At 60.2% G+C, this 14,818-nt stretch carries 14 protein-coding genes; 6 read left to right on the top strand and 8 right to left on the bottom strand.

Annotation, left to right across the window (positions count from 1 at the left end; genetic code table 11):
- Positions 1–11: 11 nt before the first annotated feature.
- Positions 12–1,211, bottom strand: coding sequence for a glycosyltransferase (locus BMI89_RS04260; protein WP_078569960.1), 1,200 nt, complete (start codon positions 1,209–1,211; stop codon positions 12–14).
- A gap of 232 nt (positions 1,212–1,443) precedes the next feature.
- On the opposite strand from BMI89_RS04260, the gene BMI89_RS04255 reads away from it, so the two are divergent.
- Together BMI89_RS04255 and BMI89_RS04250 are read left to right on the top strand one after the other, a co-directional pair.
- On the top strand, positions 1,444–2,214 hold the full coding sequence (locus tag BMI89_RS04255) for a family 16 glycosylhydrolase (RefSeq protein WP_078569959.1): 771 nt from the start codon (positions 1,444–1,446) through the stop codon (positions 2,212–2,214).
- A complete protein-coding gene (locus tag BMI89_RS04250; protein WP_078569958.1) occupies positions 2,211–3,428 on the top strand; it encodes an O-antigen ligase family protein in 1,218 nt (405 codons plus the stop codon). Before BMI89_RS04255 ends, BMI89_RS04250 begins: the two co-directional genes overlap by 4 nt.
- Before the next feature lie 26 nt (positions 3,429–3,454).
- Here BMI89_RS04250 and BMI89_RS04245 read toward each other — a convergent pair whose 3' ends face one another.
- Positions 3,455–4,810: a polysaccharide biosynthesis/export family protein gene (locus BMI89_RS04245; RefSeq protein ID WP_143593812.1), complete on the bottom strand. Its 1,356-nt coding sequence runs from the start codon at positions 4,808–4,810 to the stop codon at positions 3,455–3,457.
- Entirely contained in the window at positions 4,735–5,295 is a 561-nt protein-coding gene (locus BMI89_RS04240; RefSeq protein WP_246831972.1) for a sugar transferase, read from the bottom strand. The genes BMI89_RS04245 and BMI89_RS04240 overlap by 76 nt, the downstream gene beginning before the upstream one ends.
- 785 nt (positions 5,296–6,080) lie before the next feature.
- On the opposite strand from BMI89_RS04240, the gene BMI89_RS04235 reads away from it, so the two are divergent.
- Both BMI89_RS04235 and BMI89_RS04230 read left to right on the top strand, forming a co-directional pair.
- Entirely contained in the window at positions 6,081–6,854 is a 774-nt protein-coding gene (locus BMI89_RS04235) for a hypothetical protein (protein ID WP_143593811.1), read from the top strand.
- Between the two features lie 53 nt (positions 6,855–6,907).
- On the top strand, positions 6,908–8,419 hold the full coding sequence (locus BMI89_RS04230) for a lipopolysaccharide biosynthesis protein (RefSeq protein WP_078569954.1): 1,512 nt from the start codon (positions 6,908–6,910) through the stop codon (positions 8,417–8,419).
- Here BMI89_RS04230 and BMI89_RS04225 read toward each other — a convergent pair.
- Entirely contained in the window at positions 8,385–9,155 is a 771-nt protein-coding gene (locus BMI89_RS04225) for a sulfotransferase (RefSeq protein WP_078569953.1), read from the bottom strand. The two genes, BMI89_RS04230 and BMI89_RS04225, sit on opposite strands and share 35 nt — an antisense overlap.
- A gap of 204 nt (positions 9,156–9,359) precedes the next feature.
- Here BMI89_RS04225 and BMI89_RS04220 point away from each other — a divergent pair, with 204 nt between their 5' ends.
- On the top strand, positions 9,360–10,343 hold the full coding sequence (locus tag BMI89_RS04220) for a glycosyltransferase family A protein (RefSeq protein ID WP_143593810.1): 984 nt from the start codon (positions 9,360–9,362) through the stop codon (positions 10,341–10,343).
- A gap of 28 nt (positions 10,344–10,371) precedes the next feature.
- Positions 10,372–11,292, top strand: coding sequence for a glycosyltransferase family 8 protein (locus tag BMI89_RS04215; RefSeq protein WP_078569951.1), 921 nt, complete (start codon positions 10,372–10,374; stop codon positions 11,290–11,292).
- A 59-nt stretch (positions 11,293–11,351) separates the two neighbouring features.
- Here BMI89_RS04215 and BMI89_RS04210 read toward each other — a convergent pair whose 3' ends face one another.
- The 4 genes from BMI89_RS04210 to BMI89_RS04195 all read right to left on the bottom strand — a co-directional run bounded on the left by BMI89_RS04210 (position 11,352) and on the right by BMI89_RS04195 (position 14,724).
- Positions 11,352–12,479 carry an acyltransferase gene (locus BMI89_RS04210; protein ID WP_078569950.1) on the bottom strand — a complete coding sequence of 376 codons (1,128 nt, stop codon included), beginning with the start codon at positions 12,477–12,479 and terminating at the stop codon, positions 11,352–11,354.
- A gap of 286 nt (positions 12,480–12,765) precedes the next feature.
- The gene (locus BMI89_RS04205; RefSeq protein ID WP_078569949.1) at positions 12,766–13,026 is read right to left on the bottom strand and encodes a DUF6455 family protein; all 261 of its coding nucleotides are present in this window, start codon (positions 13,024–13,026) and stop codon (positions 12,766–12,768) included.
- Positions 13,026–13,319 (bottom strand): DUF6455 family protein, encoded by a 294-nt coding sequence (locus tag BMI89_RS04200; RefSeq protein ID WP_078520475.1) that lies wholly within the window; start codon positions 13,317–13,319, stop codon positions 13,026–13,028. The genes BMI89_RS04205 and BMI89_RS04200 overlap by 1 nt, the downstream gene beginning before the upstream one ends.
- A gap of 76 nt (positions 13,320–13,395) precedes the next feature.
- Positions 13,396–14,724 carry a DUF2254 domain-containing protein gene (locus BMI89_RS04195; RefSeq protein ID WP_078569948.1) on the bottom strand — a complete coding sequence of 443 codons (1,329 nt, stop codon included), beginning with the start codon at positions 14,722–14,724 and terminating at the stop codon, positions 13,396–13,398.
- Positions 14,725–14,818: the final 94 nt, after the last annotated feature.

Here is a 14,818-nt window from a genome sequence, read left to right as displayed (position 1 = left end):
CTGCCTGCCGCCTATGCCTGCTCCTGCGCCCATTGCGGCAACAGCCAACGCGCCCAGGCCCCTGCCCCATCCAGAGCCTCCGGAATGACGTCATTCGCTTCGGAAAGGGCGCTCAACTTCGCGGCCATTTTCGCGGGTGGCGAGGACCACAGCGCACCGGGCGCGACCGGCTTCGGTACGCTGACATGCATTTTCTCCGCGACGGATGCGTTTGGGATTTCATCGGCCAGCACGTCAGCCCCTTCCTCGGCCCCGAGAGAGACCCGAACCGGACGGCGCTCAGGGCCGGTCGCGTCTTTGCCTTTGCGTCTCTCGGCGAGACTTCGGAGAACGTCCTGCGCCAGAGTCGGACGCCGCGCGATTTTTATCGCTGCCGCCGCGAACTGCCGGGCTTTCAGGTTGGCCACGAGCGCTTCGAAGTCTGCCATCTTCTGCAATCCGCGATGGCGCGCGGCCAACTGCGCGGCAACGGCTGGATCCAGCCCTTTCGACAACCGCTGCTGAGCGCGGACCATTGCGCCGATCGCGGCAGGCGAAAGCCTATGTGAAATAGAGGCATTGTGTCGACGGTACAGATACATCGGGTCGGGCAAAGCGTAGAACTTCGCCCCCTTCAGCAAGAGACGCAGGACGAAATCGAAATCCTCACCGATCCGCAGGTCAGGATCGTAGCGCAGATCGCCGAGGATCGAACGACGGATCATCGGCTTGAGATACCCAAGCGGCGGGAGCTCGGTCTCCGGCGCGGCGGCCTCGACCCACAGCTTCGCCGTAATCTCGAGCGGCGCCACCAAGGACATCGGTTCGAGCAAAGTACGCCCCCCCGATCCCGGGACAGTCCCGAAAAACACCATGTCATCCGCAATAACATCCGCGCCCAGCGCGTCCGCCCCTTCCAGCATCCGCTCCAGCCGCTCTGGATGCATAAGGTCGTCACTGTCGAGAATGGCGACCCACTCGCCTTTGGCCCGCTCGAGCACGCGATTGCGTGCGGTTGCCGGGCCGGAAGACGTATCAGCTGTCAGCACGTCGATGCGCGGATCCTGCCGCGCGAAATCCTGTGCAATGGCCACGCTGTCATCATCCGATCCGTCATCGGAGATGATCAGCCGCCAGTCCGATACGGTTTGGCGGCGTAGCGATGCGATTGCAGTCGCGAGATAGGACGCGCCGCACCAGTTCGCCATGATAACCGTGATGCGCTCCGCCAATACAGTCTCCACCAGTGATGAAGACACGCTAGCCCATGCGTGCTGCCGAGTCGGCTGCACGCGCGCCTGACAAGAAAGCTGCCGAAGTCAGGTCTGCATCACGCTGCATTTGCGAGCCACAGAAAGCGAAACGCCAAAAAATCCATCGCTTTAAGACAGCTATGCCCGAGGCCTCCTGCATGTGCCACCAAAGCCCGAGCGATTCGACTGCGGGGCGCGGTACAAAGGCTGCATGTCGATCTTACGCATCCTTTCTTGTCTCGTCGCTCTCGCCATTTTGGCACCGAGCCTCGCCCGCGCGGAGAAACCTCTGGGCGGTGCCTTCTTCGACAGTTTCGACAGCTTCAACAAGAAGCGATGGTATATCTCCGATGGCTGGACCAACGGCGACCACCAGAGCTGCACCTGGGCGCGGCGTGCCCTCAAGCTCGAGAAAAGCAAACTGGTCATGTTCTTCCTGCCCGAAGCGGGACCGGACAAGACCAACCTGTGCGCCGAAATTCAGACCCGCGCGAGATACAGCTACGGCACCTACGAGGTGCGGCTGAACACGCCTAAGAATTCGGGGCTCAACGCCTCTTTCTTCACCTATATCGGGCCGGTCCACGACATGCCCCATGACGAGATCGACATCGAAATCCTCACCAAGGACCCCTCGAAAGTCTCGCTCAACCGATATCTCTCGGGAGAACCGATGGGCGGCGGGGCATTCCCCTTGCCGAAGCCGACGACCGAAGGGTTCCAGACGCTTGCCTTCCGCTGGGAGCCGGACGCGATCACATGGTATGCCGACGGCAAGGAAATCCTGAAGGTCACATCGGACGTGCCCAGCTCGGCCCAGAAAATCTATCTGTCCTTCTGGAGCACACAGACGCTAAGCGAATGGATGGGGCGCTACGAAAAACCCGACGGTCCGTTGCGCTACACGATCGACTGGGTCGGCTACACGCCGCTCGGCGAGACATGCCAATTCCCTGAATCGATGCTGTGCAAGGAACCATGACGGCCCAGACTGCACATGGCGGTTATCCGTATCGAAATGAGATCGTGATCAGCCCGACGGCGCTCTTCGCGACATTGGCGCTGTTCATCCTGCACATCACGCCGAAGATTGGGACGCTGGGCGCGCTTGGCTTTCTGATCGTCGGGTGTTTCCTGATCCTTCGGCAACCATGGCGTTCGCGCGATGAGATCGTCGATATGTGGTGGCTTCTCGCTCTGCCCGGCTGGACCGTGCTTTCGGTGCTCTGGTCGGATGCGCCAGCTCTCAGCCTTCGATACGGCATCCTTCTGACATTTACCTTCATGGTCGCCATCCTGATTGCGCGGCGCCTGTCCCCGCTCAACTACTACAAGGCCGTTTTCTACTCTTTCGCCGCGGTCAACGTCATCAGTGCGGTGCTGGGGCGCGAGCGCGCGGATGGGCTGGGCTTCCTCGGGATATTCCACAGCAAGAACGCAATGGCGAGCACCGCCTCGATGCTGCTCATCTCGGCGGCGCCACTGTTTTTCGACCGCAGCCTGCCGCGATGGCTGCGCTACTCGGGCGTGGCGATGACCCTGCTGGCCGCGCTGCTTCTCGTGAAAGCGCAATCCGTCGGCGCGATCCTTGCGAGCGTGGGAGCTTTGGCCGTCGCCGTGGGGATCGTGCTTCTCTCGCGAACCTCGGCATGGAAGCGGTTCTTCCTGCTCGTCATGATGTCGATGCTACTGCTTCTGGTAGTTCTGCTCATCATGGCGAATTTCAGCCATGTCGAGTCGTGGTTCTTCCATTCGACGGGCAAGGACGTCACGCTCACCGGGCGCACCGACCTCTGGGCGATCGCGATAAGACAGATTGCCGAACGTCCGGTTCTTGGCACAGGTTTCCAGGCGTTCTGGATTCCCGGCCAGCCCGTCGCGGAGGAAATCTGGGCGCAGTTCGGGATCGCGTCGAAATCCGGTTTCCACTTCCACAACACCCTGCTCACGAACGCCGTGGAGCTCGGCCTGCCCTTCGCACTTCTGCAGACGGGCCTCGTCTTCTGGGCGGGCTATGTCGTGATTGTCTGGGCGATCCGCGATGTGCGCGCCGAAACGATCTTTTTCGCGGCCTTCATGATCCGTCAGTTCGTCCTGTCGCTGGTCGAAGTGACATATTTCTTCCAGTTCGATCCGATCACGGTGATCACAGTCGGCGCGATGGTTTACGCGATCCGATTGCGACGCGGCGAATAAAGCGGGGCGAATAGGCAGGACGCGCCTCAGCCGTTGCTTCCGGTTGCCTGCTTTTGCGGAGCTTCCGTCGTGGCCGCTGTCTCGTTGGGGTCACGCGAAAGCGTCACCTCCACGAGGTCACCCGGCGAAAGCCGCGTGTCGAAATCGGCAACGGTCTTCGCAGCCCCCCCGCCTGCAGGCGTGACGACGACCTGCAATTGCGGGCCGCCCTCTTCGCCTGCCAAGCCTGCGCCGATAGCGCTCGGCACGGCCAGCCGCATCAACCCACGTTGAAGGTCGAGGCGCTCACGCACATCGGAAAGTTCGGATTCCGCTTTCTGCTTATCGTTCAGCAGCTGTGTGATGCGCCCGGCGCCCAGATCGAGACGATCATTTTCGGCGCGGGCCAGTGCTTGACGAGACCGCAAAATCGCAGTGTCGACATCGAGGATCTGACTTTGGATTGCGGCAAGCTTCTGTTCGGCTTCGATTGCCCGGTTACTGGGGCTCAGGCCGCGATCAACGAGCTGCGCAACCTTGTCGCGCTGCTCTGCAATCAACTCCCGTTGGTGGTCCAAGCCTTTGGATTTTTGCTGCAACTTGTCGATCTCTTGAGTCAGGAGGGTCACCTGCCCGTCCACGAGTTCGCTTTTGCGCTTCGCCGAGTCGAGCCGCAATTTCAGAAGCGACTGCTCTTGTGCAACGCGCAACTCTCCATCCTGCCCGAGTGAGGCAGCCGTCGGAAAATTCGCATCACTGGTGCCAGCCTGTTCCGCGTCAAGACGCGCGATGCGCAGACGCAAATCGCCCTCTTGCCGCGCCAGCTGGGCCTCCTGTGCCGCGATCGAAAGATATTGGGACATCGTCCCATCGCCGGAGACGCCGGTCAGCCCGCCCGCGAGTGCGAGGGCGTGACGGACAGTCATCCCGGAGGTGAAGTCCACCGGCCCCGGCTTTCTCGCGAGCCCGCCGACGATCACCGGCGCACGCTGGGTGATGCTCAGCTGAACATCGAGCTGTTCCGTCAGCGCCAACGTATCCTTCAGCCGCGCCGAGATTTCCTCGGCGACAGCCTCAGCCTCGCGCCCCTTCGTCTCGACCTTCCCGATAAACCCGATATCCAAGGCACCGTCAGACGAGATTTCATATGGCCCCTTCAGCGCGGCCCATTGCGCCATTTCACCGGCGACGCTGCGCCACTCAACGATATTGAGCGAGACAACATCACCGGCTTCAAGCTTTTCGGCATAGGCCGGAAATGCAGTCAGCGCAGTCACGGCCAACGGAAAGAGGAAACGCCGTAACGGGACACGGGACATTGGCACAGCTACCTCGCCCCGCTCGCAAACAGAACCGCCGGGATCGTGAGAACCAGAACCTTGATGTCCAGCAGCACGTTCCACGACATCACGTAGTGACGATCGAGAAGCACCCGCGTCGCGTAGCCAGTGTCGCTACGTCCGCTGATCTGCCAGAGGCCCGTCACACCGGGACGCACACGCAGATAGTGACGGCCAGAGCGGCCATATTTGCGCATCTCCTCGTCAACGACGGGACGCGGCCCGACGAGGCTCATCTCGCCGACAAGCACATTGATCAGCTGCGGAAGTTCGTCGAGGCTGAGCTTGCGCAGGACAGCCCCCAAAGGCGTGACCCTCGGGTCGTCATGCAGCTTTCTCTCTTCTTCCCAGATAGTGCGCTCTTCGGGGAAACGCCGGAAATGCTCTTCCAGGATCCGGTCGCCATCGACGACCATCGTCCGGAATTTCCAGCACCGAAACTTCTTGCCGCCCCGTCCGACGCGGACGTGTCCGAAAAGCACGGGCCCCGAACTCGTCATACAGACAAGCGCGGCAACCCCGAGCAAAAGCGGAACAAGCAACGGCACGAAAACGAGCACAAGCAGCAGGTCGAGCCCACGCTTGGCAATATCTCCTGCAGGACGCTCAACGAGCGGTTCAGCAGAAGCAGCACTATGGACTGTAGTCGGAGCAAAGAAGTGCCCCTTACGCGTTTCAAAGGTCATGTTTTCACCCCCCAGTGAAAGAGCGACAGTTTGAAATCCCTCGATTAACGATTTGGTAACCTTGCGAAACGAACAAGACCAAATGCCCCTTTCGCACCTGCAGCATAAATTTCGCATCACTGATCCGCGAAATTGCGCCATTCTGGAGGCGGTCCGCACGAAAAACGGGCGCTAGGAATCCAATTTGAGGATTATGGGCGGCAGAATCACCTTTAATCCCAGGTGCGAAGCTCGTTCGCTTTCCCAGAATTCCGCTAAATCGCGGAATTACCCCTAATTCGAAGAAATTCCTGCGACTTATTTTAGCGATGGCCAGAAAATTGGCCAATTGTGTGGCAGGCGTACGGTTTCATTAAGAGCGCTCGCCCCGTTCAGCGCTTTGCACCTCACAGCGCGGGCCGTTCCTCAGTAAGCCATTGGTATGAAGATGCCGCGACCGGCCCTTTCAAAGGAGGCCGCAGACGCAGCGGCGGCTGCCGACCGCAGCCTGAAGCAACGGTGAGAAGACGGAGGATGATGTGACGACGCCCCGAATTCGCCTCCATCTCGGAGCCCACAAGACAGCGACAACCTATCTCCAGGCGCGCCTCGAATTGAACGCGAAGCTTCTTGCCTCGCAAGGTGTCGCTTTCTGGCCGATCAATAATGTGCGGCCCCTTTTCCATCAGGCATGGGCGGAAAGCGAAGGCACGAGCAGGTCGGAAAAGCTCAAGGCACTCTCGGGCCGTCCAACGCGCCTCGACAAGCTTGGGTCGAAGATCTCGAGCCTGTTCGACACCTCGGACGAACTGCTTGTTTCCGAAGAGAACCTGTTGGGCGAAACGGGTGAATTCCTCGACGGGGCGTTTTATCCGACGGCGATATCGCGGCTCAGCCTCTTGTCGACTTTCCTGCCGGATCGCCCCTTGGATATCTGGCTCTGCATCCGGTCCTATCCCGACTTTCTGGCATCGATCTATGGCGAAGCGATCCGCTTCTCTCCCGTGCCGCCCCCAGAGCAATTCGCATCCGCCTTTTCCTCACCGCAGGGGGCATGGCTGCAGATCATCGACGACATCCGCGATGCCTTGCCGCACGCGAATGTCTTCATCTGGCGCTACGAGGATTTCCGCGACCTCGAGCCCCGCATCCTCGAAGGGTTGAGTGACGTCGAGGCTGAGGCGTTTGAGCCGCTGCAGAACCCTACTGTGCGGGGAAGCGCTTCCGACAGTGCAATCCGCGCCATGGCCGAGACCGCTGAACCGCTCTCAGCGACGGAATGGCGGTTTCGAATGGCGGCTCTGGAGCATGAGTATCCGGTGCAAGGCGCTCAGGACCGGTTCTCCCCATGGCCCGAAAACCAATTCCGAAAAATGCAGCAAGACTACGTTTCGGACCTCTCCGCGATTGAAGCGCGCGCGGATATCACGTTCATCCATTGATCGCCGGGCGACCACCTCGATCATAGCTTGCTGCGAAAGGACGCCCAGAACAGATGACCGACACACGGACACGCCTGCTGAAGGGAGCCGTCTGGATCGCGCTCGGAAGCATGATCGCGAACGGAATCGGGTTCCTGAACACGATCATAATGGCCCGGCTTCTGGTACCCGAGGATTTCGGGCTTGTGGCAATCTGTGCTGCGGTGATGGCCATTCTTCTGTCGCTCGCGGAAATGCCCCTGTCGGAGACGCTGGTGCGCCATGACGCCCCGACCGAAGAGCATTTCAACACCGTCTTCTCGATGTCCTTCGCGCGTGGCCTCATCGTCGGGGGCGCGGTGGCCGCGCTGTCCTACCCGGTCGCGTTGCTCTATGGCGATATGCGACTGCAGAACATCCTGCTCGTGATGGCGGGGTCCTTCGTCTTCGCCGGTCTCGCAAATCCAAAACTCGCCTTGTTCGAGCGAGAACTGGTTTTCCATCAAGTCGTCCTCATGAAGGTCGGGGAGAAACTCTTCGGCACGATCGTCGCAATTACGCTTGCACTCGTGTTTCGATCCTATTGGGCCTTGGTGCTGGGCGCCGTGGCCTCGGACGTCGCCCGGATCGTTCTCTCCTATGTCTTCTATCCCTTCCGGCCCCGCCTGACCTTTAGCAAGTATCGCGAGATCCTCTCTTTCTCGATCTGGATCACACTGGGCACCTGGATCCAAGCGATGAACTGGCGTGCCAATCCGCTGCTGTTCGGGGCCGTGCTGCCAACCAATATTCTGGGGCAGTACAGTTTCGGCAACCGGATCACGAATGTGGTCATCGCTCAGTTGAACCAACCCCTGCAAAGGACGTTCTTCCCGGCCTTTTCCCGGGTGAAGAACGATCGGCAAAAACTCGTATCCGCCTATAAACGTGTGCAGGGCGTTGCTTGTCTGTGGATTTTCCCCTTCGGCTTCGGCCTCGCGGTGGTCGCCCATGACCTTGTCGCGTTGGTCTTGGGAGAGAAGTGGATGCCCGCCGTCCCCGTCATTCAGATACAGGCGATCATCCTAGCCTTGCAGGCGACGGTGGCGATCCAGCCGATCGCCATGGCAACGGGAGACACCCGGCATCTCTTTTTCCGCGACCTGCGCGCATTCTTCATTCGATGGCCACTGATCCTGCTCGGGATGTATCTCGGCAGCGCGAGCTACTACGGCATGCTCATCGGCGCCCTGATTGGCGGCGCGGTGGCGGTCGTCATAAATATTATCTGGAACATGACCCTGGTCACGCAGATCGCAGGCATCAGGCTGCGCGAGCAGCTGAAACTCGCCCTGACCCCGACGATCGCGGTGGCCTTCATGGCCCTGGTCGTCTGGCTCACCGGTAGCCTGTGGGAGAAGCCGCCGAGCGTCCCTCTGGAGGCGGTGCGTCTGGTGAGCCTGATTACGATAGGCGGCATGGCCTACGTGGCTGCGGTCGCCGCGCTCTGGCAGTTCAACGGGCGCAAAGCGGGGCCGGAACTCGAAATGGCTCAGTTGTTGAAGGCGCTATTCACGAAAGCATCGAAGTTTCGCCGGACTTCTTGATCGCGCGCTCCGCGAAACGCTTCGAAAGCGCGCGTTTCAGGCGGAGGAATTTCCCGCGGTCATCGTGTGACTTCTGCAGGTGAACGAGCCAATTCTGCGACACCGAGGCCAACAGGGTCTCGTCGACCTCCTCTCCTAGCCACTCGAGCAGAGGGCGGAACCCGTCCGGTTTACCCTTGTAGTCGGCATAGTCGATCAAGAAGGCCCGATCTCCGAGCGCCTTGGCCGACGCTTCGAAACGGCGGTCCGCATCCTCGATCAGATCGCGGATCCGTTTCATGTTCGACTCGTAGCGCCACCAGCCGGACTCTGCGACCTCGCGCCAATCGCGCGTGTTGAAGATGATACGCGCGCCGGGAAAATATTGCGTCAGGAACGCGATGGAGCTCTCGTACTCTGCCAGCGTAGTCTCATGGGCGGTGAACCGGATTTCCTTGAAGCCGGTGACGCGTGTGTCCGGGTCCGGGCGTAAGATCTCCTCGACAAACGCACCCGCCAGCTTTTGGCCCCAGCTTTCGACCTTCGGATCGTTGATCCCGAACCAGGGCGCGTCCGGATTATGGGACTTTGCATGCGGGTGCTCCTGCGCCTCGGCAAGCACGGAAACGCTCATGCCAAGATGGTTGGCAATCCCGTTATTCTCGCCGCGAATGCAATATCCCTCCAACCTGTTGAGCAAGTTGAGCAGGACCGTTGAACCGGACCGACCGTAAGTGACGACAAAAAGATACTGCATTCTCTGGGCTACCTTTGAACTGTATCGAGCACTCCCCACTCGAACCTAAGCGAGCCCTGCGCCCTCTTCACCGCGTGACGGTTCTCGCGCCTCCGATCCGACCCCGAGTTGCAATTTATTTGGGCAGATGCGGGCGCGACGGATAAGAAACCGGCGCATCTCATATGCGAGCCAGTCACCGAGAGCTCTTGCGCGCGGGCCGTCTTGCTCGGCTGGGGCAGCCCTCCTACCGTTTTTCGAAGCGATACTCAGGAACGGAAACCTGCCCGTGCCTGCCTTCAGGAAAGCGTTTTCAGATTGCGGCAAGAAACGATGGCCTCACAGTCCCGACCTTTAGCCGAGCAGCTTCCACGCGACGACGCAGCCCCGCGATATGCGGCGCTGATCCGGGCCTATGAATGCCCGCCGTTGCTTGCAGAGGTGGTCGCGAAACTGCGCGAGCAGAGCTTCCCGCCAGAGAACATCATCATCGTGGATTCCTCGCATGATGCAGCGGTGCGCGACCAGTTCGCTGCCCTGGGCGCGACCGTCGCGCCTTACGACGACACCGAGTTCAACTATTCCAAGGCGATCAACGTCGGCGTCGCGGCGAACACGCTTCCCTATACGCTGATCTTCAGCAGCCATGTTGTCTTCGACGATCCGAAGTTCGTGGAAAACGGCTGGCGGGAGATGAAAGCGCGAGATCTCGAGATCGTCTACTGGGCGCCGGCGCATTCCGAATGCCCGGACCCGAGCAAGCTCGAACCCGTCTCGATCACCCCTCGGCTCTTCAACGGGCGCAACGGGATTTCGAATAGCGCAGCGTTGGCACCCACGGCTTTGATGCGCGAACGCCCTTTCCGCGAAGAGGTCTTCTCAGCCGAGGATCAGGAATGGACGCGTTACTATCTGAAGCGCTTCAAGCGGCCCGTGCTCCGGATCGAGAGCGAGAAGTTCCGCTACCTCAACCCCAATCACGGAGAGACCGTCTGGAGTCAGGCCAAACTTCTCAATGAAGAACTCGCGATCGGGCATTTCGTGAATCGAAGATTGGTGATGCCCGACCGGATCGCCGCACGTTTTCTGCGCGGTGTGCTCGCCACCATCCGCCGCCGCCCCGATCGTGCCCGGATGCATTTCGCGATCGCCAAAGCTCTGCTGGCAGCGAATTTCAAGCCTCCCAAGAGACAGTCCCGATATTTCTAACAGGCGAACTGATCGCAAAGGACTCCGAATGATGTACGACGTCCGCGAGCCGCATGCCGCGTATGACCCGAACGTGATCGACATCGTTTGCGTGACCGATTCCAACTATGCGCCGCATTTCGTGTCGCTGCTGAAATCCATCGAGGCGGGCAAAGGCGCGGAGAAGATCCGCGTTCACGCGATACTCGATTCCGTCGATGAGGCGCGGTTCTCGAAGATCGCAGAGACTGCTACGGGTCTCGAAATCCATCCCTATCACGTTGCGGATCATAAGGCGCTGAAGCTTCCGCCGATCCTGCATATCAGTCGCGCGACCTACCTGCGCCTCATCATGGCAGAGCTTCTGCCGCAGGACATCTCACGCGTGATCTATCTGGATATCGACATGGTTGTGACCGGAAGTCTCGTCGACCTCTGGAGCACCGATCTGAAAGGTTTGGCCTGCGGCGCCGTGCAAGACGCGTTCGTGGACCCGACGAACTTCGCGCGGCAACATGAGCTGCCGAGCGAGGGCACTTATTTCAATGCCGGTGTCCTCCTGTTCGATCTCGACGCGGTCCGGGCCACGGACGCATTGTCCCAAGCGCTCGACATGCTCCTGGCCGCGCCCGAGAAATACGAGTTCGCGGATCAGGACGCATTGAACAAGGTATTCTGGGAGAACTGGTCACCGCTGGACGCGAAGTGGAATTTCCAGCGCCTCTTTCTCTGGGAAGGGTGCGACTACACCTCTTCCGTTCCCTTGGCTCAGGCTTTGCCGCGGATCATCCATTTCACGGAGTCGCCGAAACCCTGGCAGGCCGCCGAATGGCACCCCTACGCGTGGCTCTACTGGAAATATCTCCGCCGGACGACCTTTCTTGCGGAGGTCATGGAGCGCAAGAAGGTCGGTTGGCTCAGGCTTCTGAAGTTCTGGCTGAAGTTTCACCTGAAGAAACCGCGTTCCTGAGCGAACAGAATGCCGGCGCCGGAAGGCAAGCAAAGGCGGTGACGAGCTACACTCTCAACTCATCCCGCAGCCCCGAGCCTAGGACGCTGGCGCATGCTTCTAAGGATAGCTCTCTGGAGTGTCGCGGTATGACGCTCAAATAGCCAATGAACACACCACGCGAGCAAGAAGGAGGACAGAATATACACCCCGAACAGGACCATCCCGTTCCCCAAAGCGTCGAACCTCGCGACATGACGCATCGAACTGAGCAAGGCCATCAGAGGGAAATGAACAAGATACAGAGAATAAGAGGTTTTGGAGAGGAACTCTGCCAGCCGCGCGCCGTGGTCGAAAACCGGATTTGAGAGCGCGATCACCGCGAAAAACGCCGCGACAGCCGTGATGTAGAGTGAGCCGATTGAGTAATCATTAACGAACTTGAGAGCGGACATGACGACGAAAAGCGCGAAGACCACCGCGAGCGCGTAGATCGCTTTCGTTGCAACAAGGCGTCCGAGAAGCCCGTCGCGTGCTTTCCACGCAAAGTATCCAAACAACCAAGTCGGAAAGAGTACTGCCAAGTCGAGCCCGATGAACCACATCGTCAGAACGAAGAGCGCGGCAAAAAAGAGCTGATAACGGCCTGGTTTCAATGCAAAAAAGCCGAGCGGAAAAGCGACGTAATACCAAAATTCGTAGGCGATGCTCCAAAGCGGTCCATTACTCCCGTAAACGGGAACGAAAATATTGTGCAGGAAGAAAGCATTGCCCAGAAAAACGAGGACGCCGTTGGCCACCGGCTCGTTCGGGGCGCTCGCGAACTCGGCCCCAAACTCACCTCGATAGTAAGCCGGGTCAAATTGAGATGCTCCAAGCCAGTCGAACATTGCTGTCATGACGAGTACCGGGAGCAAGACGATACCCAAACGGACGACCCTGTGAACCGCGTACTCTTTCCACGACCAACGACCTTCGTGATAGGCCCGATCCACGGAGCCAGCGACCAGATAGCCTGAGAGCACGAAGAAAATGATTACGGAATAGGTGCCGAGGCCGGTGAGCAAATAGAAGACTTTGGCGACGACCGTCGGGTCGTTCGCAAGCTCGGAGAAGTCGACGAAAAGGAAAGCTCTCGCGTGGCCGATCATCACCAGTATCGCGGCGATTGCGCGAAGCCAGTCGAGACCTACAATCTTCTGTGCCATTGCGCGCCCTCGTAGCTCGAACGGGGCAGGGCGATTTCGATGCGAAGAAAACTTGGGTGCCGCGCTCCCTCAACTCAGGGAGCGCACATACCATCCGCAAGGCAAGTATTGCTCATCGCGGCCATCCAAGACCAAGGAACCACACACGTTCAATGAAGCATTGTTGGTCTGCATGCGAAGAAATTACGCACGCGATGAACACGCAGATTTGAAAGGACCATCTATCAGCTCTGCACGGGGACAAGATCGCCCCTCACATGCTTCGCGACGTTAACGGTGCCCTCAGTTATTGCAGGGCGCGCAGAGAGGTCAGGACCTCGTAATTGGGGCAATCCGACGGAATGGCCTGTGGGCCTTCGCCTTTCTCAGCCAGAACGGCGAGGCAGAACTCGGTGCGTCCGCAGGTGCGGCAGGTGGTGATCATCTCGGCGAAGTCGGCTTGCGTGAGGAAGCCGTTATGCATCGCTTCGGAGATATTCACGCCAAGACGCCGCGCCATACCGCGCGTCACCCAGAAGTTCAGATCGACTTCGCTTTGCATTCCCATCATTCCACTCCTTGGGGTTCGGCGCCGATGGTGGCGCGGAGCCGCGACATCATCAGGCGGTTTTCGCAATAGGCGGGAGGTGCCTTCGCAGGGTTGCTTTGCGGGTCATGCTCGGCCAGCCAGAGCAGGCAGGCCCCGGCCTCGCGGCACTTGGTGCAGCGGATCAGCGCGTCTCTCCAGCCCTCGCCACTGAGCCGTCCGCTGGCCATTTCCATGCTGAGATCGCCGCCCATCTGCTGGGCCATCCGGTTCATCATCGCCGCGTGGCGATTGAGATGTTTGGCAGCGGTCATGGCGGCCTCCCTTGAACAGTCATCCCGGTGATGGGGGGACTCTGCCGTAGGGTCCGCAATTTCGATATGATTCAGATCAAGCGTTGCGATCCGAGGTTTCGCCGTCAATTTCATGTCCGACATTGCAGTCCAGATCGGGCGCGAAGCGCGCGGCCAAAGCCTGCGCTTCCTCTGCGACCACGGCGCGATCACGCCTCAAGGTCATCGCGGATTGCGAATGGGCTGCGGCGCGCAGGGCCTGATGCGCGGCGGGACGTCCGAAGTGATCGGGATGCATCTCGGCCACGGCTTCCAGCACTTCCTGCTGGCGCAGCGCGACCTCCAGATGCCCCGCCCCGTCGCGCCCGATCGCGGCGAAAGCGTCCTCGGTATATTGCTCGGGCGTCACCGCGCGCACATAGACGCGGTCGAAGACGCATTCGGGGCTGTTCGGCGGATGCCATTCGGCCAGCACCCTCGCCAGACGCCCCAGAATGTCGATCCCGGTACCGGGGTCGTTGATCGCAGGCGAAAGCGCGCGAGAGGCGATCTCGGCCAGCGCGATCAGGCCGAATTGGGGGTCCTGATCATAGTCGCGGGCATGGTCGATGGTGAAGGCGTCGCGCGCGGCCTCTTCGATCTCCTCGCGGGTCTCGGTATCGCCCGGCAGCGCATCGCATTGGACCAAATGAGACGCCCCATGGACGAATTCGCCGGGCCGCGCGCAAAGCCAGATCCGGCAGTCATGCGCCTCGGCGACCTTTTGCAGCGCGCCCATATCGACATGCTGCACATGGCCGGTCCGCGTCGAGGTGATCCCGAAGACCCCCACGGGCGGCTCCTCCCATTTCTTGCCGCCGAGCCACGGCCGCTCGCAGCGTGCCTTCAGAGCCGTGCTCGCCGCACTCTCGACGCGGCTGATCACGTCGCCCAAGCGTCCGAATTCGCTCAGATGCTGCACCCAGCGCAACAGCGAGATCACCACCATCGCCACCACGCCAAGCGTCACCACCAGAAGGATGAACCGCCCCGAGTCGTCATAGACATTCGTCTCGAGCGCGATGATCCCTACCAGAGAGAAGACGAAGGAGCCGATGAAGCTCGCCAGCACGTTCTGCGTGACGCGGTCGGTCTGCATCAGCTTGATCGCGCGCGGCGTCGCCCCTGTCTGGGCCGAACTGAACGCGGTAATCATGATCTGCAGCGAAAAGGTGGTGACGGTCAGCATCGCGGTCGCGATGATCTTCAGGATCGGCTCCACCGAGCCTGCCCCCATCTTGTAGCCGAGATCCGGCGGCACGAGATAGCCGAAGCCCGCCGATCCCAGCGCGGTCAGGACCCCCAGCACGCCGAAGGCCGTCACCCGCACCCAGATCTCCCGCAGGATGACCTTCAGCCGCCAGCGCAGTCGCGAAAAGATTGCCATTGGTTCTTTGTCCCCGTCCCCAGTCCCCGCGTCCCGGACCCGCCTTTGCCGGGGGCCTCTATGTCAAATCCCAAGTGCGCAGGCCCTGAACGGG

It is taken from the genome of Thioclava sp. F36-7, assembly GCF_002020075.1.
Classification (GTDB): domain Bacteria; phylum Pseudomonadota; class Alphaproteobacteria; order Rhodobacterales; family Rhodobacteraceae; genus Thioclava; species Thioclava sediminum.
The sequence above is the reverse complement of the archived record's forward strand: the minus strand, read 5'-3'. Positions and strand labels throughout refer to the sequence as shown.